The organism is Pedobacter soli (assembly GCF_900101435.1).
Taxonomy (GTDB): domain Bacteria; phylum Bacteroidota; class Bacteroidia; order Sphingobacteriales; family Sphingobacteriaceae; genus Pedobacter; species Pedobacter soli.
The window spans coordinates 58,195-77,732 of record NZ_FMZH01000010.1 but is presented as its reverse complement, the minus strand read 5'-3'; the positions used below and the strand labels follow the sequence as shown (position 1 = coordinate 77,732).

General features: G+C 41.8%; 15 protein-coding genes and 1 tRNA gene. 6 read left to right on the top strand and 10 right to left on the bottom strand.

The features are described 5' to 3' along the window. On the top strand, positions 1-279 hold the full coding sequence (locus BLR37_RS19420) for a 7(1) septoil knot domain-containing protein (protein WP_090771499.1): 279 nt from the start codon (positions 1-3) through the stop codon (positions 277-279). A gap of 267 nt (positions 280-546) precedes the next feature. Here the strand turns inward: BLR37_RS19420 and BLR37_RS19415 are convergent, their stop codons facing one another. Beyond that, positions 547-2,784 carry a trypsin-like peptidase domain-containing protein gene (locus tag BLR37_RS19415; RefSeq protein ID WP_090771498.1) on the bottom strand — a complete coding sequence of 746 codons (2,238 nt, stop codon included), beginning with the start codon at positions 2,782-2,784 and terminating at the stop codon, positions 547-549. Between the two features lie 31 nt (positions 2,785-2,815). Beyond that, positions 2,816-3,229 carry a hypothetical protein gene (locus tag BLR37_RS19410; protein ID WP_090771496.1) on the bottom strand — a complete coding sequence of 138 codons (414 nt, stop codon included), beginning with the start codon at positions 3,227-3,229 and terminating at the stop codon, positions 2,816-2,818. 247 nt (positions 3,230-3,476) lie between these two features. Between BLR37_RS19410 and BLR37_RS19405 the strand changes: the two genes are divergently transcribed. Next, positions 3,477-3,812, top strand: a complete 336-nt coding sequence (locus tag BLR37_RS19405; RefSeq protein WP_090771494.1) for a hypothetical protein — start codon at positions 3,477-3,479, stop codon at positions 3,810-3,812. A gap of 157 nt (positions 3,813-3,969) precedes the next feature. On the opposite strand, the gene BLR37_RS19400 is transcribed toward BLR37_RS19405, so the two are convergent. Next, positions 3,970-4,043 (bottom strand) — tRNA-Ile (locus BLR37_RS19400). Positions 4,044-4,300: 257 nt separating this feature from the next. Between BLR37_RS19400 and BLR37_RS19395 the strand changes: the two genes are divergently transcribed. Together BLR37_RS19395 and BLR37_RS19390 are read left to right on the top strand one after the other, a co-directional pair. Further along, the gene (locus tag BLR37_RS19395) at positions 4,301-6,397 is read left to right on the top strand and encodes an HRDC domain-containing protein (RefSeq protein WP_090771493.1); all 2,097 of its coding nucleotides are present in this window, start codon (positions 4,301-4,303) and stop codon (positions 6,395-6,397) included. Between the two features lie 75 nt (positions 6,398-6,472). Continuing rightward, positions 6,473-7,741, top strand: coding sequence for an Hsp70 family protein (locus BLR37_RS19390; RefSeq protein ID WP_090771491.1), 1,269 nt, complete (start codon positions 6,473-6,475; stop codon positions 7,739-7,741). A 65-nt stretch (positions 7,742-7,806) separates the two neighbouring features. Here the strand turns inward: BLR37_RS19390 and BLR37_RS19385 are convergent, their stop codons facing one another. The 7 genes from BLR37_RS19385 to BLR37_RS19350 all read right to left on the bottom strand — a co-directional run bounded on the left by BLR37_RS19385 (position 7,807) and on the right by BLR37_RS19350 (position 16,232). Beyond that, a complete protein-coding gene (locus tag BLR37_RS19385) occupies positions 7,807-9,225 on the bottom strand; it encodes an arylsulfatase (protein ID WP_244154703.1) in 1,419 nt (472 codons plus the stop codon). A gap of 3 nt (positions 9,226-9,228) precedes the next feature. Beyond that, a complete protein-coding gene (locus BLR37_RS19380; protein WP_090771646.1) occupies positions 9,229-10,731 on the bottom strand; it encodes a RagB/SusD family nutrient uptake outer membrane protein in 1,503 nt (500 codons plus the stop codon). 7 nt (positions 10,732-10,738) lie between these two features. Continuing rightward, complete coding sequence (locus BLR37_RS19375) at positions 10,739-13,795, bottom strand: SusC/RagA family TonB-linked outer membrane protein (protein WP_090771644.1); 3,057 nt, start codon at positions 13,793-13,795, stop codon at positions 10,739-10,741. Between the two features lie 647 nt (positions 13,796-14,442). Continuing rightward, on the bottom strand, positions 14,443-15,228 hold the full coding sequence (locus BLR37_RS19365; protein ID WP_090771485.1) for a helix-turn-helix transcriptional regulator: 786 nt from the start codon (positions 15,226-15,228) through the stop codon (positions 14,443-14,445). Between the two features lie 114 nt (positions 15,229-15,342). Beyond that, the gene (locus tag BLR37_RS19360; protein ID WP_143009629.1) at positions 15,343-15,549 is read right to left on the bottom strand and encodes a cold-shock protein; all 207 of its coding nucleotides are present in this window, start codon (positions 15,547-15,549) and stop codon (positions 15,343-15,345) included. 175 nt (positions 15,550-15,724) lie between these two features. Continuing rightward, entirely contained in the window at positions 15,725-15,910 is a 186-nt protein-coding gene (locus BLR37_RS19355; protein WP_039478391.1) for a cold-shock protein, read from the bottom strand. Positions 15,911-16,007: 97 nt separating this feature from the next. Then, on the bottom strand, positions 16,008-16,232 hold the full coding sequence (locus tag BLR37_RS19350; protein ID WP_090771483.1) for a cold shock domain-containing protein: 225 nt from the start codon (positions 16,230-16,232) through the stop codon (positions 16,008-16,010). A gap of 235 nt (positions 16,233-16,467) precedes the next feature. On the opposite strand from BLR37_RS19350, the gene BLR37_RS19345 reads away from it, so the two are divergent. Continuing rightward, a complete protein-coding gene (locus tag BLR37_RS19345; RefSeq protein WP_039478396.1) occupies positions 16,468-16,662 on the top strand; it encodes a hypothetical protein in 195 nt (64 codons plus the stop codon). 170 nt (positions 16,663-16,832) lie between these two features. Further along, the gene (locus BLR37_RS19340; RefSeq protein WP_090771481.1) at positions 16,833-19,526 is read left to right on the top strand and encodes a PQQ-dependent sugar dehydrogenase; all 2,694 of its coding nucleotides are present in this window, start codon (positions 16,833-16,835) and stop codon (positions 19,524-19,526) included. Positions 19,527-19,538 lie beyond the last annotated feature (12 nt).

Genomic DNA, 19,538 nt, shown 5'->3' with positions numbered 1-19,538 from the left:
ATGGCGAGAATTTATCAATGTTCAACGATGGGCGAAGCACGGATAAGGGCAGCTGTAGTTGCCGAAAAAGTGCAGGCTGACTTGCTGGTTTACCGGGTATCTTCCTGGGGAAGCGCATCAGGAGATGCGAGATGGTATATCACTCCAGAGCAGCAGGATGCCACCTCACTCCTGTTTTTTACTTCTATTGGTATGGCAGAGCTGAAAATATATTTCGTAAGCAGCGCTGCAGAGGCAGGTTGGCAGATCAGCCATCATCGATTAAAGGGGAAACTTTAAGCTAAGCTGATTGAGATAACAAAGCCATGCAGGATGGTGATTTTATCCGCAAGGAATTTTCACATATCGCAGTATTCTATTTGATCCGGGTACCCTCTTTTTGCTTTAGCCCGATATTCCTTACCGCTATTACGATTCCACCTTTGGCGATCAAATTCTTTACTTTAAATTTTGAGGCGGTATAAATCCATTGTTTATCCCGCCATTGACAAAGATTTGTATGTTCATTACTTCATCGCTGTCCATTTGCCAAAGTGGTAAAGATCATCAGTGACTGATAATGATCTGCTGTTTACTTGTTTTTCCATCTTTTGTAATATGAAGAAAGTAGGTTCCGTTAGGGATATTGTTGATATTAAGAGTGACTTTTTCTTTGGAAAAAGGGTGTCTTGCTACCACTTTACTTTTGATATCCAATAAGACCGCCGAAAATCCCTGGCTGGCTTTAGTGTTAACGGTCAGGCTAGCTTGACGGGGTTCTACCGTGACTAAAGGAGAAAAACTGGTTGTTGGGGTAATATCTTCAGTAATAGTCGCCGGTTCAATGAAGAGTGTTGTACTAACCGGATTTGGATAGACTTTAAATGCCGCAGATGTAGGCAGGTGCGGGTAATCGTCTAAATTTATTCCGAAATGCTGCCATGCACTTACTCCGCAGGTATTGGTATAGCGTACGGTGATGGTGCGATACATGCCGTAATTAGTATCAAAAGAAACTCCGGTTACGTTTTGCAGATTGGTTGCAGGATTGAGGGTATTTAGGGGAATGAAGGGGTTTCCGTCTGCGCTTTCCACATCAAAATAGCTCCCGGGATAGGTGTTATTGTATTTAAACATGACTGTAACATATCTTGGTGCAGGCGGAGGTGGTCCTGAGGCCAAGGTAATGTTTGCAACCCCAACCTGAATGGTTTTGTTAACGGTTTGGGTCCGGCTGTAGCCTTTGCTGTCTGTGATGGTGACGCTAAGCTGAGTATAAGCGGGTAATACAGCTGTATTTCTGTTGACTGTGATGCTTGAGGTATTTTGGCCACTGAGCAGGTTTAAGGTGCCAGGAACATTCCAGCTATAGGTACAACCCACCAGATTGGGCACTGAATAGGTATGGTTTCCGTTATCGCAGTAGTCAATATTTTCATCACCGTTCATGGTTATTGTACTTAAAATAAGGGGGTTTACTGCCTGAACTCCTGAAGGGGAAAGCAGGGGTTGAAGGCCGGCCTCTGTCCAGGAATAATAGAATTTGCCGTAGCGGTCGCCAAAGTCGGTGAAATCACAGCTGCTCCATCCACCCCTGAGCTGACCGACAACCTGACCGTATTGGTTGAAAAGGCCCGCTCCTGAGGATCCGGGCGAAACTACGCCTTGGTTATAATGGGCGGTCCAGAATTTGCTTCCCCAAAGCCAGTCTGCAACATCGCGTGTACTGGTGATACGCATATCTTCTCCGTTTGGATGGTGCAGAATATAAGAACTGTAATCCGCTGGTGGTGTAGTCTGCCTGTTCCAGCCGGCATAGTTTACCCCATCCCCTACGCCGGGTGGATTGCTGAGTTCAAGCAATACGATATCAGTTTCCTTGGAAGCGGCTTTTAGTGTTGCTCCGTAGAAGGTTATGCCCATGTCATTCACACTGCTGTTGCAGTTGTTGCGCCAGTACTGAAATATCATTCTGGAGTTGGCAAGGGCATTTATTTCTGAAGGGTCCAATACGTTGTTTTCATCAGCATCTATAACATGGAATGCAGTTAAAAAGTAGGCTTTACCGTTGTTTAACTCGTTATTGATCAGTGTTCCTGTCCCCATGTATCCATTGGAGATTATTTTGGCTACTGCCCTTGCTGAGGGCATCATATATGGACTACAGGCAATGGTTGGATTACAATTGGTGGAAGCCTCGCGTGAGGTGACTGCTGAAGTAGCAACTGGAGTATCTTTGAATCCGGCTTCAATTTTGTTGATAGAGATACTGCTCTGAAAATCTGCTGTACTCAGTGGTTCTATAATATAAAGGATAACGGTGTTGCCTTTTAATGGGGATATTGCAAGCGTGCTGGAGCGCGTAAAATTATCTTGTTTAATACAACTGTCCAGTTCGGTCTTTTCATCGTTGAATACATACATCTCCGCTTTGGGTGAAAGCTTAAAAGTATTAAAAATCAATCCGAGGTTGGTAGCATTGGTGATGCTGATGCGCAATGCCCAGGCTTTTCCTGCTGAAGTTGAGCTGATGGTTCCATCGGCCATAGTGATGCTTACCGGCAGAATGTCTGCGTAATGATCAATCTTATTGATTTCGGTATTGGGATCACCGTCTATGACCGGCTGGTTTTTGGCTTTTGAAAGCTTTGGCGAATAAGCCAAAGTTTTTGTGTTAATGGTTTTAAGCTCTGAATAGCCTGGCACCTGGCTTTTGATCAGTAATGGGGAGCTTGTTACCCTTAAAATCTGTGCATGAGCAGAAAACAAAAGCGTGCTCAAAAATACAACTAAAAGTATTCTCATGTTGGGTTTGTTAATTTAGAAGAGAGATGGATTAAAATACAGCTGGAGTGATATGTACGAATTCAGCGATTTTCAGGGTATATATCACAGGACTGGTAACATTACAATTCGGTGTTGAAGTAGCAGTGCCTGCAATCGTAAAGTCAAACCCGACCTTCTGCCCAACTTTTTTTAAGTTTTCTGGAAGACCTGCTGTTTTGATAACATTGGTGTAAGTGATTCCGTTTAAGGTGAGCTTGTCCCCAAACTGTTGTTGCTGTGATGAGGCTGAAAAAATTTCGATCAGCCAGTAGTCTTTGCTTTGGTCTGTATTACAGGTTTCTTTTGCGATCACTGTGCCTACTGCACCTTCATAAGGAGATTTTAAGGGACTATTGTCTTTGCAAGCGAATGAAAAAAGGATTACCAAGGCCGAAAACAGGAATACGATTGTTTTGTTTTTCACGGTAGATAAATTAAGAGGTTAATGTTGTAAAGTTAGCTTATGATTCTGATACTGAAAACCATCGGGTATTAACTTATTGTTAAATATTCCAAATGGCTATATCCAATAACTATTTTCTCTTTTAGCGCTTTTTATCACCCAAAAATATTTTCTTTTCAATATTTTATTTTTTGCTAATATTTTTAGTATTATATTTGTAATATAATTCTTAAAGTCTTTTTTTGGTAGTTAATTTTAGTATTCAGGCATGGGATCGAAAAGCGAATTGGTGGCTAAACTTCAGCAGGATATCCTGCTGTGGCAGAGCTTTAAGCCTGCTTCTGCTGCATGTGCAGAGCGGATTGGCCTTGGCGGGATTGAGGATGCTTTTCCTGGAGGGGTATTTCCCAGAAGGGCGATCCATGAATTCATTACTGTTTTTCCGGAAGATGCTGCTGCCAGTGATGGTTTTATTGCGGGGATACTTGCTTCATTAATGCGCGATGGCGCGGCTTGTGTGTGGATCAGTACTTCAAGGAGGCTTTTCCCTGCTGCGTTAAGGTCGTTTAATGTGGAACGGAAAGGATCATTTTTATGGATGTGAAAGCTGAGCAGGATGCTTTGTGGGTGATGGAGGAAGCTTTGCGCTGTGAGGGTTTGGCCGCTGTGGTTGCGGAAATTGATGCCTTAAGTCTGATTGAATGACCTCAAACGGCACAAAAAAGCCCTTCAAGCTAACTTGAAGGGCGATTTTTTGTCAGTGGGCCCACCTGGGCTCGAACCAGGGACCAAAAGATTATGAGTCTTCTACTCTAACCGACTGAGCTATAGGCCCGGAAAAAAGCCTTGGCTTTTTGCGAGTGCAATGTTACAAATTTGCATTCAATTTTCGAAAATGTTTTTCACTAAAAATCAAATTATTTCAGCTACAAACTCATTTTCAACTCCTTAATTTAAAGTTTTAAAATGGATTTATTAGCCAGATACAGGTATTTTATTCAGCACTACAAGCCAAATCAGGCTATTTTGTGGATAAAACGGTCTTCCCTCCTTTATCAAATGCGTTTCGAATAGGCTATTTTTGTATTAGATATGAATACGCCCGATCCGGACAACCAGCTCCTTTTAGATTTTCTAGCCACAACCAATCAACCCGTATTTTTAACGGGTAAGGCCGGTACAGGAAAAACCACGCTATTGCGCAAAATCAGAGAACTAACCAAAAAGAACTACGCCGTGGTAGCCCCCACAGCTGTTGCTGCCATAAATGCAGGCGGCGTTACACTCCACTCCTTTTTTCAGATTCCTTTTGGACCTTTGGTGCCGGTTGTTGATGAAAATACAGAGGTTCCGATTAAATATTCTGATGAGAAAACCAGGTTGCTCCGTTGCCTTGATCTTTTAATTATCGATGAAATCAGTATGGTGCGGGTGGATATTATCGATTTTATAGATCGTACTTTAAAAAGGGTAAAAGGATCTAACCGTGCCTTTGGGGGTGTTCAGCTACTGATGATTGGCGATTTATATCAGCTTTCGCCCATCTTTCACGATGCCTGGCACATATTGGGCAGCTATTATCAGAGCCCTTATTTCTTTGATAGTCTGATTTTCAAATCGACCCCAATGCTCACGTTTACGCTGGAAAAAGTGTACCGCCAAAGCGACCCGGTATTTCTGGATATCTTAAATGGCATGCGCGAAAATAATCTGAGCGCCGATTTGCTGGCCAAACTGAACGAACGCTACGACGCCTCGCTTAACCAGGAATGGAAAGACGACTACATTACCCTAACCACGCACAACCAGCTGGTAAACGAAATAAATAAAAGCTGCCTGGAAAAACTGGATGGCGAAATATTTGAATTCGATGCAGAAGTAAGCGGCGATTTTCCGAAAGATGCCTACCCTACCGATGAAAAACTGCAACTGAAACCTGGTGCACAGGTTATTTTCATCAAAAATGACTCATCGGGTAAAAAGCAATATTATAACGGAAAGGCAGCAAAAGTAACAGCCATTAGTCAGGATAGTATTAAGGTTGCCTTTTCAGCTGGTGGTCGCGAGATTGAAGTTGAAAAAGAAATCTGGCAGAATGTTAAATACAGCCTCAGCGAAGAAGACAACAAAATAAACGAAAACAGCACCGGATCTTTTGCACAATACCCTTTTAAACTCGCCTGGGCTATTACCGTACACAAAAGCCAGGGATTAACTTTTGATAAGGCCATACTCGATGTAAGTACTGCTTTTACGCATGGCCAGGCTTATGTTGCCCTCAGCCGTTGCCGAAGCCTGGAAGGTTTGATTTTAAAATCGCCGGTGGCGGCAGCAAATATCATTACCGACGCCAAAGTAATCAGTTTCACCAAAACCAGTCACCAGGAAAAACCCACAGCCGAACTGTTAGAACGCCGCAGCCAGCAATATGCCTGGGGACTAATACACGAATTGCTCGACTTTACACTGGTGGCCAAAGACTGGGAAAAACTCGGCCGTTCCAAACTGATTGACAAAGACGAAAAGAACGCTTTCCTGGCTTTATATGAACAGGGAAATCAGCTCCTGCAAAACGAGATTTTTAAAGTGGCCCGCAGCTTCATTGTAAAAGAATATGACAAAGTTTCTACCTCAGGCCATCCGGCTACAGAAAGCACTTTTATGGAGCGTTTGCAAAAAGCTGCTAATTATTTCATCCCCAAACTGCAACAGGTTATTACCCTAATGGACAGAATTGTGGCTATCAATTTTTACAACGATGCCCATTCAGATAAGCTGTTAACCCTGCTTAAAGATTGCAAAGATGCCTTGAATATCAAGCTGGCCTTATTTCATATTTCATGGAATCCTTTTTCGATTAAAAACTATATCGATACGCTGCATGCCAGCAGCAACAAGCAGCCTGGAGAAAAGAAACAGGTAAAAACGAGCATCAAGCCCAAAGAAATCAGCAATCCGCAGGTGTACAAAAACCTGGTTGAGTGGCGAAAAACCATTGCAACACAAAGAGGTACTGCCGATCATGCAGTACTTTCCGATCTGGCCCTGCTATCCATTGCCGAACGGATGCCGCGCACAACCGATCAACTGGCTGCATTAAAAAGCGTGGGTATAGGCAATGCAAAAGAACTTGGCCAGCAAATTACCCGTATTGTTAATGCCCATTTAGGCACGAGCGAGTTATTTTAAAAAAGTTTAGCCTGCTAATTGTTTTTTTAATACTTTCGCAGCCCCATTTTAGTCACTACACTTTATACCAAGCCCATGAGTAAGTTTTTGTACGGAATAGATTTTGGAACAACCAATTCGGCCCTTTCCATTTACGATGAAGAAAAAAGAGAAATTGTAGAAACCATTTCCATTCCTTCGCTCATTTATTTTACAGAAACCAAAAGCATGGTAGATGGCGAAAGCCACATTGTGGGCGAAAAGGCTATTGAAGCTTACCTGAACGATGGCATGAAAGGAAGGTTTATCAAATCGATTAAACAAATCCTTTCGCGTACAACCTTTACCGAAACACGCATCCACAATAAACGGTACACAGCATCAGATCTGGTTACTTTAATTCTTAAAGACTTAAAAGATAAAGCTGATCAAATTATTGGCGAAGATTGCCACAGGGCCATTATTGGTCGTCCGGTTTTCTTTGACGATGACAGCGCCATGAAAGATACCCTTGCGCAAACCCGTTTAAAAAAAGCGGCCGAAAATGCAGGTTTTACCCATGTACGTTTTCAGTTCGAGCCCATAGGCGCGGCCTTTGCCTACGAAAAAACCATCACTAAAAAGGAACGTGTATTGGTAGCCGATTTAGGTGGTGGAACAACCGATTTTACTTATCTGGTACTTGATCCTGACAAGGTAGGCAGCAAAGACCGCAAAAACGACATGATTGCCTCAGGTGGTATTTATATTGGTGGCGATAGCCTCGACTCGGCTTTTATGTGGGAAAAGGGAACGCCTTACTTTGGTAAAAACACCATGTACGAAGCCACACCTGGCAAAGTGCTTAATGTACCCAAATCGCTTTTTGCTAATATTTGTACCTGGGATAAGATGAACTTCTTTAATGGTTTAAAAATCCAGAAGGAGATTGAAGAATATTACTACTATTCGGGCAACGATCCTAAATTTAAAAACCTGATTACCCTGATCGAAAATAACCTGGGTTATTCGTTGTTCAGATCAATCGAAAAAACAAAAATCGAGCTTTCAGATCAGCCTTTATCCAACTTCGCCTATTCCAATATGGAAATCGAAATTGATGAAGATATTTCAATAGCGCAATACAACAACATTATCGAAAGAGATATCCAAAAAATTGAAAAATACCTCGATCAGTTTATGGAAACTTACAAAGTGGCACCTCAGGATATAGACTGCTTGTTTTTAACCGGTGGAACATCGATGGTGGCGGCTGTACAACAGCTTTTCAAAAATAAATTCCCGCATATTCCACTAAACTCGGGCGATAACTTTAAAAGTGTAGCCAAAGGATTGGCCTACAGCGGTTATTTATTTGAAGATTAAGTAATTCACACCACCTCACACTAATTTCAGTTCATGAGGCGGTGTGAAACTTTTTTTTTTAAGGATTATTGTTCAATTTCCGACCAATCAAATCTTGGGTTTTCGGCAGGAGTTTTGGCCTTTTTCATTAATGCGTACAAAGCCTTCACTGTATCGGGATTTTTAGCAGCGATATCATGTTTTTCACTAATATCACTTTTTAAGTTATACAGTTCCAGCTTTTCAGCGGTTCCCTTATCTTTAAAACGAATCAGTTTCCAATCTCCTTTGGTTAAAGCTTCCTTTAAACCATTTTCATTAAACTGCCAGTAAAAATAGTCGTGCTCTTTTACTGCTTTTTTACCGTTTAGTAGTGGTGAAAAAGAAAGACCATCGATATTTTTTGGTGTAGCGGTGCCCGTAAGCTCGCCTAAAGTTGGCAAGATATCCCAAAAAGCCCAGGGAGAAGGATTTACCTGTGCTGCGGCTATTTTACCTGGCGCCCTTACAATAAGCGGAACACGGATACCCCCTTCGTACAAGTCTCTTTTTACCCCCCTGAATGCACCACCGCTGTTAAAATAAACCGGATCTGCCCCACCTTCTTTATGCGGGCCATTATCGCTGGTAAAGAAAATATAGGTATCGTTATCCAGTCCAAGTTTTTTAATAAGGGCTACAATCGTACCTACATCCGTATCCAGCTTATTTACCATTGCTGCAAATGTTGCATGCGGCTGCGCCTGACTATCGTAATTCCCTTTTTTCTCGAAGGGTGTTTCGGGTGGGAATTTACTCGAGCCATCGGCATGCTGAAATTTCTTGAGCAACGCTGCCGGCACTTTCAATTCGGCATGTGGCACCGTTAAAGGCAAATACAGAAAGAAAGGTTGGTCTTTATTGGCGTTAATAAAATCAACAGCTTTATTTACAATCAGATCTTCGGTGTATTGCGTTGTATCAACCGGTACTTCTACGGTTTTACCACCAATTATTTCGTATAAATGATTGGTATAATAATCATGGGCGTGCGATTGATCCAGGTAGCCATAAAAAGCATCAAAGCCTTTTAAATGTGGTGCCCCCTGACTGTCATCATCTCCTAACCCCCATTTTCCAAACATACCAGTTCTATAGCCATTGCCTTTTAAACGCTGGGCCAAAGTGGTATCCTGTGCACGTAAAGCAGCCAGCCCATCTTTCGCTTTAGCATTTCCGCGTACCCAGGCGTGGCCCATGTTAAACCCCGTCATTAAAGCGCAGCGTGAAGGTGCACAAACCGTATTGCCTGAGTAGAAACGGGTAAATTTAATGCCCTCTCCTGCCAGCCGATCTAAGTTTGGGGTTGGTATTTTGCTGTTTGGATTAAAACTTTTCACGTTGCCATAACCTAAATCATCGGCCAGGATAAAAATAATATTGGGTTTCCGTTTGCTTTGCGCCTGCACCCCGTAGCCACTGCCTAACAGTAAGGCTAAAGCCATATATTTTAAAGTGTGTCTCATATTTTATTTATTGTAGTTAGGGTTCTGTTTCAGGGCGGGGTTATTTTGGATAGCTATAGAAGGTACCGGCCAGAGGTAATCTTTATTGGCATCAAAAAGGCGGCTATCAATCCTCGCACCTGCACTATTGGTTATATTTCCATTCAACACCTGGTCTGCAATTCTCCACCGGCGTATATCGTAATAATACAAACCCTCTCCGGCCAGTTCTATCCTCCGTTCGTGCCTGATCTCTGCCCGAAGATCTTCCTGGTTCAAGCCAGTTGTAACATTAGGCATTTTCGCCCGCGCACGGATCAGATTTAAGGCATCAAATACCGATTGATCGGGCCCCGTATCTTCGTTTTTAGCCTCTGCATACATTAAAAGCACATCGGCATAACGCAACAAAATAAGATTCAGCTCAGAAGTGCCGCTGGTTGGGGCCGAAACTGGTTTTTCGTTATCTTTAAAAATGGTGTATTTTTTTAAACCATAACCTGTACTTGGATACTGAATGGCGGTTACTACAGCACCTTTAAATTGGGTGCCGGGTAAAATTACAGTTGCCTGCAGGCGACTGTCGCGGTTTTCGAATGGTTTTGCAGCATTGTAAACAGCCGATCCGGAGATTGGCTTGCCATCTGTAGCATAATAGGCATTTACCAGATCGGGTAATGGAGCCGAGCCCAATTGCTGATCCAGGCTGATATCGAGCGAGTGCGTAAACTCAGGATATTTATACTGTACATCGAAAATCACTTCGGCATTGCCTTCATTTTCAAGGTAAAACAAACCGCGATAATCGGGAAAGAGGCTATAGTTTTTTAAATCGATAACCGCTTTGGCCGCTTCAGCGGCTTCTTTCCAGCGTTTGGCATACAGCAACACCCTCGCTTTTAAAGCCAGAGCTGCACCCCGAGTAGCCCGCCCCTTGTCTGCTCCCGAATAGCTCAACGGAAGCACCGTGCCAGATGAGGCCTCGTTAAGATCTTTTAAAATCTGTGCCAACAGTTCATCTGCTGTATTTCTTGGCAAAGTAGCCTGGGTTTCGTAATTGGTGGCTTCGGTAATTAATGGCGCACCACCAAACAGATTCCACAATGGTATATAATACAAAGCGCGCAGATATTTTGCTTCTGCTTTATATCTTTCTTTCAGCGTAGCATCCATATTTACTTTGTCGATATTGGCCAGCACATTGTTGGCACGCCCAATTCCTTTGTAGCTGCCGTTCCAGGTTTCGTTAAAGTAACCGGTAGCTGCATTGTGCAAACCCCGCGAAATGATATTGTAATCGTTATTGTATTGGTAAGTATTTGGCGTCAGCGCATCCAGATAAATTGAATTTGCAGCATATACATTATAGTAAAGAGCGGCATAGGTTCCGTTTAAAGCAGCTTCGGCCTGTATTTTGGTATTCCAATAGGTGTCTTGTGTAAAACGATCAGTTGGCGTTACATCAAGGTAATCTTTACAACCGAAAAAGAGCAACGAAACCGTTAACAGCAGCAAATATTTTTTCATTTCCTTTTTATTTAAATGATACATTAAGTCCGGCACTAATTGTTTTGGCATTGGGATACTCAATTAAATCAGCACGTGTTAAATTGCGTTCAGGGTCGCTAAATTTGAAGTTAGAAAAGGTGAGGTAGTTTTGGGCATTTACAAAAACCTTTAACACATCGATTCCTGCTTTGCTTAGCCATTTACTGGGGAATGAATAGCTTATCTGAACATTTTTCAGTCGCAGATAGGAAGCATCGCGTACCCAAAAACTCGAAGTCTGGAAATTCTGCGGATATCCGTTCGAAGTAGTGAGTCGTGGTAAACTTGCCCCCGTATTGGTTGGTGTCCACGAATCGCTAAGCCAATTTTTGGTTACTCCGGCACCGTTCTTGAAAGGTTGGGCCAAATTACCGCTTAAATAAGTATCTACGTCCTGTAATCCCTGAAAAATGAAGCTAAAATCCCACCGTTGGTAGCCAAAACCACCAGAAAAACCGTATACAAATTTTGGAATGCTGTTGCCAATTACCACCCGGTCGTTGTTATCGATTACACCATTGCCATCTACATCTTTATATTTCAGGTCGCCCGGAACAGTACCTGCATTTTGAAAAGCATGTGCTTTAACTTCATCTGCCGTTTGGAAAATCCCCTCGGCCTGCAATCCGTAAAAACTATCTATAGCAGAACCTTCCTGAATAATGGTGTTACCACTATAATATTTCTGGCCGTTTACATTGGTCACCTTGTTTTTAACATAGGTGAGATTGGCATCTAAGTTATACCTGAAGTCGTTTACGGCATCTTTAAAACCTACCGTAACTTCGAAGCCCCTGTTGTTAACTGCCCCAATGTTTTTTACCGGCCCGGCCAAATTACCCACCTGCCCGGGAACACTGATTTGCCGCAAAATTTTCGAAGTCTGTTTATCAAACCAATCCAGTTCGAAAGTTAACTTACCTTTAAAAAGGCTTCCTTCTAAACCTATATCGCTCATGGTGGTTGTTTCCCAGGTAATATTTGGATCGCTAAGCTGGGTAATGGCTGCCCCACTTACAATTGTGCCGTTAAAATTATAATTCTGGCCCAGGGCTATGGCATCTACATAACTAAACAGCGAAACATTCTGGTTGCCCAGCTTGCCGTATGAAGCACGTACTTTCAAATTGCTAAAAATATTCAGGTCTTTAATAAAATCTTCTTCGCTGGCCCGCCATCCGGCCGAGAAGGAAGGAAAAAAGCCCCACCTTTTATCTTTTGCAAAGCGCGATGAGCCATCATACCTGAAATTAGCCTCGAAAAGGTATTTTTCGTTGTAATTGTAATTAAAACGGCCAAAATATGATTGTAAGCGGGAAGCTCCGCCTGTACCTGTTACCTGTGGCGAAGTGCTGCCAGCATTCAGTTCGGTTAAATCATTACCCAAATAACCTTCGTTATAAGCCGAAAAATTACCATCATCAAAACGTTCGAGGCTAAAACCTGCCAGAGCACCAAAATGATGTTGATTTAAAGCTCCTTCCCAGTTTAAAGTGTGGAAATTGGTAATATTGATGTTGTTCTGGCTAATTTGTCTTACCCCCCTGGCCGGCGTATTGCCAATTGGTGTTATCGCCCCTGTTTTAGGATTGGTTAAATTAATGGCCGGGTAAGAATATTTGTTGATGCCATAAAGCAGATTTGCCCCCAAAGTGGTTTTATACCTGATATTAAAGGGTAGCTGGTATTCTAAAAATACATTGGCCAGCGTACGGTACTGATTGTTCTTATTAAACCCCTCATTCGCCAGCGCAACAGTATTTCTAAAAAAATTGTGCCCGGGTACGCGAATCCATTGATCGGCATAAGTTCCATCCTGGGCGTAAGCAGTTTGAAAAGGCAGGCCGCGATAGGTTAGCCCCATCAATCCACCCTCACCATTTCCATCATCTGCACTGTAAGCGCTTTCTTTACTATTCCAGAAATTAGCCGTTAAGCTTGCGCCAACTTTTAATCTTTTGGTAATTTCTGAACTGACGTTTGTGTTTAAAGAATAGCGCTTTCCCGAAGAAGCAATTAATATCCCATCCTGATCCAGATAACCTAAAGAGATCGAAAAAGCAGTTTTTTCAGTTCCTCCAGAAATGCGGAGATTATGCTCCTGAATGGCGGCATTGCGGAACATAATATCAAACCAGTTGGTATTGGGGTAAATGTACGGATCGGTACCAGTCCTGAATTCATTAATCAGTGCCTCACTACTTTCGGCAGGCTTGCCTTCGTTGGCCAGTGCCCTGTTTTTGCCAATCATATAATCAACCGTATTGGTTACCACATCCGGAAACTGGGTGGCCTTTTGCGAACCAGCATAAAAATTGTAATCGATAGAAAATTTTCCATTTTTACCGGTTTTTGTCTTGACCAGAATAACGCCATTGGCTGCCCGATTACCATAAATAGCTGCAGAGGCAGCATCTTTTAAAACAGTAACACTTTCAATATCATTTGGATTTACATCGCCCAAAGGATATTCGATACCATCAACCAGCACCAGCGGATTGTTGTTATTCAGTGTGCCTGCCCCACGAATGCGGATTGTAGCAGCATCAGCCCCTGGCCTGCCCTTAGTTTGGTTAGTAAAAACGCCCGGTACATTTTGCAAAGCCTGTGTTGCATTTGTTATAGGCCTGTTGGCTAATGTTTTGGCATCGACAATAGCCAGGGAACCCGTAAGATTAATCTTTTTTTGGGTACCGTAACCTACTACAACAACATCATCTAAAGGGTTGTTGTCTTCTACCAGCGCTACTGTTATCTGGCTCTGGGTAACCACAATTTCGCTTTGTTTGTAGCCAACAAAATTAACAAGTAACGTAAAGGGGTATTTTTGTCCTGTAACTAACCTGAACTTGCCATCGCGGTCGGTAGAAGCACCGTTGGTTGTACCTTGTATTTTAACAGTTGCGCCGATTAAGGTTTCCTTTGTTTTGGAATCGATAACGGTACCGGTTAAGGTGGCATTAATAGTTGGTTCGGTAGGATTTTGGGCTTGCACCACTAGCGGTACAATAAGCCATAAAAGCGGTGCTAAAACACGCGCCATTTGCTTGATATCCAGTTTAACCCCGGATAACAGGCATGGTAAAGCCAAAGCCCGGTGAACGGGATTGACTTTCTCAAAATTTTGCATAACTTTGAAATAGGTGATTTGAATGAATTAGAACAGGGCGCAACGCCAATTGAATCCCTGTTCAGTTAATTTGCCTGGGGAAAATACAAATTGTATTTTCCTTTTTTTTGCCCTATCCGTTTATGGATTGGAATCAAAAATCTTTACCATCAGCAACAACAACCCATCTCTTTTAAAATTTTAACCAGCCGCTTAGCCAGGCTTAAAGTTTCTGTAAATTCTTGTTTCATAATGATTATATTTTTGGCAAATATAATTTTTTTCAAATAGACTACAAATTTACTAGACTTTTTTTAGTCGTTTTTCCCTGAATCTTGCCTGTCAAAAACACAATAGATAAAACAGCTCATTCTATATCTGTTTAAAAAATGTTTTCTTTCTTAAAGCGGGATTTTATAATTTAGTCCTTGTAAAATTGGTGCGACTGAATTAAAGATGCAGCGAGCAAGGCCTTACGCGTTAGGCGCCATAGCAATTAATGTGGTGAGGTCGGGAAAACCTGTTTTCTTGAAGAGATGAAATCGAACAGATGCCCATTTCTTTGCCAGACGCACCAATTTTCAATTCAACAGCGCCTGCTTGCTAAACTGAAATACCGATATTCCTTTGTAACGCTTAAAACTACTGTTAAAATTAGCGGTTTGCTCAAACCCCAATAGGTTAGCTATTTCATCAATGCTGTAATCACTATGGGTTAATAATGCCTCTGCTTCGCGCATAATGCGGTCTTTAATCAGCGCAGCCAGGCTTTTCCCTAAAACACGATCAAGAAAACGGTTTAATTTACTTGCACTCATACCCATCCCTTCGGCGTAAAACTGAATAGCGCGTTCCTGCTTGTAATATTGTTCTAAAATGGCCCTGAAACGAAGTACCTGCTGCAATTCATCGAGGGTTAAGGCCGCCAGGTAACCATCTAAACCTGCAGTATAACCTAAGAACAAGGATAAATATTGAGCCAGAAAAGGTAAATCGTTGCGGGCATTAATTTCCCTGCGCAACTGATCGAGCAAACTATAAGTCTTGGTTGATTCTTGTTGTGCTAAATCTCTGAAGGATAAGTTGAGGAACAAGTTTTTAGCCATTGGATCGAGGTGTTGCAATAAAAATTCGGCATACAACAAGCTACTGAAAGTGAGCCAGTAACCCGATTTAATTTCGCCTTCCAGCCGAACCAAACCTTCTTCCGGAATAAAGAATATCCTCCCGCTTGCAAGCATGTAATCGCCAGAATTCATGCATAAAAACCCTGCACCCTCTTTAACAATTAACATCCGCATCGGAAATGCTGCCAAAAGCGCACGCTCTCTCTTAAAAATCCCGCTAATGGGCTCCAGCTGTATCATATAAACTTAATGGAATAAACATCAGTATGACTAACATTATATTATCTGGTTACATGGCTAAAGATAAAACTTATCAACATGTATGACAAATACTATAAAAAACAACCAATATACCTATTTTTGAGTAATACCGGACTGATCAATTACTTGTATGTTTATGGCCACTGATAGGGTTTGATGCAACTCGAAAGACACATTTAAGCCCGTTTTTAACTCAGCACCATTTAATATTCCGGTGCGGTAAAACAAAACCTCTTCTCCGAAATCAGTTTTAATTTTACCAAAACCCTCTGTTTCACTATAACATCCTATTATCCCCATTTGTTTTATCATTTTGGCCTAAGCTCATTTACACCTTAGCCTAAAAAACTATGCCAAAATAATTCCCGCACAGGCAAATATATGCACATGCTGGTTTAGGAAACAAAAAAGACAGACAACTACTTGAGACAGGAAAGATTTATTTATCTCTTCCTGGTTAGCCTGATAGAATAAATTAAACCAGTTTTACCTGGATGGCATTAGGACCTTTTTTGCCTTGCGCAATTTCGAAAGTTACTTTATCGTTCTGTTTTACTTTATCAACCAAACCCGTAACATGAACGAAAACCTCTTCGCCACTTTCGGTAATTACAAATCCAAACCCTTTAGATTCGTTAAAAAATTTTACTGTTCCTTGCATTTAATTTAGATTTTTAACATAAACATACAAAAACTATTGCGTAAAGGGTAATAGTTTTAAAATTGGTTGAGAGAATCGGCAACAGGTAAAATCTAAATTATAGGCAGGCTTTCATTTTAGACCTATTTTTTACCACCGCCGTAATATTTTTAGCCACCACACCTCTTTTTGTAATCTGGGTATCGAACTCTACAGAGCTACCAATATACAAGCCTCTCGCCTTGCATTCTGAAATATCGAAATAAATACTTTCGGCAACCATTAACTGAGAAATGAGTCCAAATCCCCTTTGTTTATTATAAGCAGTAATCACTCCCGTCATACAAAAATAATTTAAGCGTTTAGCTTCATAAATATAGGCTTATTAACACTACACTATTACAGCAGTAGATATTACATTGAAATAAATAGATAACCCCAACAGACTAGTTGATGTGCAAAACTGACCGATCGACCCAAAATGTTAAATTTGTTAAGCTTACAACCTATAGTTGTTAAACAAATTCAAAACCATATAATCTACTACCTGTTAATACTATACATCAACAGATCAAAACATGAAAAAACTAACAAAAAACAGTTCGGAAAAAGAGTTAGATAACATTAAAGAAGGCGACAACATCCAGGACGATACCGGGAAACAGGGAGAAGTGGCGCACATCGAAATTTTAAACCGCCGGCGGGAAAAACAATATTACTATAAGCTCAAAAACGATGGCACGATCCTCGTCATTAAGCAATGCCTTACTTAGGTTTTACCGGGCTTAAAAAGCAGACTTCATTTTAAATTTTACGGTTAATGGGTGCTGAACCAAAGGGCTATTTTTAAGCCAAATCTGGCCATAAGCATTAATTTTGATACAATGTATCGATTGCATAAAATAATATCATATATTTACGCAGCACACCATTAACCAAATAAATGAAAACAACGTTTACACTATTGCTGTCTGCTGCTGCCCTTATTTCTGCAGCAACATTTAACAAAAACACCTACGAAAGTAAAAAAACATCCTTCCTGTCTATCGATACGCCAGATCAGGATCGCTTTGTAAAAGCTACCCTAGCACAAGGCGAATTTACCGAACCCACAGAAATGGCGGTTTTACCTAACCTCGATATTTTAGTTACCCAACGAAGAGGTGAAATATTGATTTATAAAAATCAGACTAAAAAACTTAAAGAAGCCGGTAAACTCGATGTTTATTTTAAAACAAATGCGCCGGGGGTAAATGCCGAAGAAGGCTTACTGGGTATGGCCGCAGATCCTAAATTTGCCATAAACAAATATGTTTACCTTTTTTACAGTCCTTTCGATAAATCCGTAAACAGGCTATCGCGTTTTAAACTCGTTAACGATCAGATAGTAAAAGAATCAGAAAAAGTTGTACTCGAATTTTATTCGCAACGCGATATTTGTTGTCACACCGGCGGCTCAATCGCTTTTGGATCAGACGGTTTGCTTTACGTTTCTACAGGCGATAACTCCACTCCTTTTGATGCACCAAATCAAAAATTCGTAAACAGGGGTTATGCTCCGCTTGATAACCGCAAAGGTTTTGAACAATACGACGCCAGAAGATCATCGGGGAACACTAACGATTTAAGAGGTAAAATTTTAAGGATTAAAGTGAACGAAGATGGCACTTACAGCATCCCGGATGGAAACCTTTTCCCTAAAAACGACCCGAAAAGCAGGCCCGAAATTTATGTGATGGGTAATCGCAACCCTTACCGCATTTCAGTTGATCAGAAAACCAACTTTTTATATTGGGGCGAGGTTGGACCAGATGCCAGTGATGATGATGCTTTAAGAGGTCCGAGGGGCTACGATGAGGTTAACCAGGCCCGTAAAGCTGGTAATTTTGGCTGGCCTTTATTTATTGGCAACAACTATCCTTACAAAGCTTATGATTTTACCAATGGCGAAAACGGCAGTGCTTTCGATCCGGCTGCGCCGATTAACAACTCGCAAAACAATACAGGTTTAACGCAGCTCCCTCCTGCTCAAAAAGCCTTCATCTGGTATCCTTATGGCTTATCAAGCGAATTTCCTCAGGTTGGCGCCGGCGGCCGTACGGCTATGGCAGGTCCTGTTTATTATGCTAAAGCCAACTCGCCTTACCCGGCTTACTACGATGGAAAACTGATTATTTACGAATGGGTACGTGGTTGGGTAAAAGCTGTAACCATGAATGCTGCCGGCGATTATGTAAGCATGGAACCCTTTTTATCTAAAGTTTCGTTAGCAGCGCCTATTGATATGGAACTGGGACCAGACGGGAAACTCTACATCCTGGAATATGGAAAGGGCTGGTTCTCTAAAAATCCTGATGCAGCCATCTCGCGTATCGATTATATCAAAGGAAACCGCCCGCCAAGGGTAGAAAGCCTCGATATTGCAAAAACAAGTGGTTTACTCCCTTATAAATTAACTGCTGCGGTTAAAGCTAAAGATCCGGATGGTGATGCACTTACTTACGTGTGGAACCTGGGCAAAGGAATTACCAAAACCACTACCACACCAACTGTACAGTACACCTATACCAAAGCCGGCGAATACCCGGTGAGCGTTACCGTTATGGATAAAAGTAAAGCTGCTGCCAAAAGTCAGGTTATTCCGGTTTTTGCCGGCAACGAGCACCCTGCTGTTGATATCGTTTTGGCTGGTAACAAAAGCTTTTACTTTCCAAATAAGGTTGTAAATTATAAGGTACTGGTAAGCGATAAAGGAGCTAAAGTTAACAATAACCGCATTTATATCTCCAACACCTATACGCAGGGAACAGATATGGCTGGCGCACAGCTTGGGCACCAGCAAGCTGCACAGACAGCTGTTGGTAAAGCACTGATGTTAAAATCTGATTGCAGTACCTGCCATAAAGAATCGGCAGTTTCAATTGGTCCTGCTTTTGAAAAAGTGGCTGCAAAATATAAAAACGACAGTAAAGCCGTTGATTATCTGGCATCGAAAGTAATTGGTGGAAGCCATGGTGTTTGGGGTGAAGTGCCCATGCCTGCGCACAGTGCCATGAAAGAAGCCGAAGTGAAAAAGATTACCGAATGGATTATGACATTAGGCAACAAAGAAACGGTTGCAGCTTCGTTACCTGCTTCAGGTAAAATTGTGCCACCTGCCAATGTAGATAAAAAGAAATCGGTGATGACACTTAAAGCAAGTTATACCGATGCAGGTGCAAAAGGCTTAAAACCTTTAACCACAACTAACCTGATTAACCTGCGAAGCAGCACAATTGATGCCGACGACATTAAAGAATTCAGAGGTTTTGAAAAGAAAGATATTTATGGCGGAGAAAAACTGGTTTTAACCTGTGATAATGGCTGGCTGGCTTTAAAAGATATCGACTTAACCGATATTGCCAGTTTTGGCTTTTCATTTGCAAACCTGGCACCCGGCACAGCAGGCGAAATTGAAATCCGGCTGGACGGTAAAGATGGCGCTTTGGTCGGAAAATCGACATTTACCAGCGCCACACCGGTAAACCTGCTCACTGATGGAAAACTTCATTCCCTTTATTTTGTATTTAAAGACGTAAAACCTGAAGATAAGAATAGCAAGCTCGTTATTCAGTCAATAGTGGTCGCACCAAAATAAACAACAAGCCCG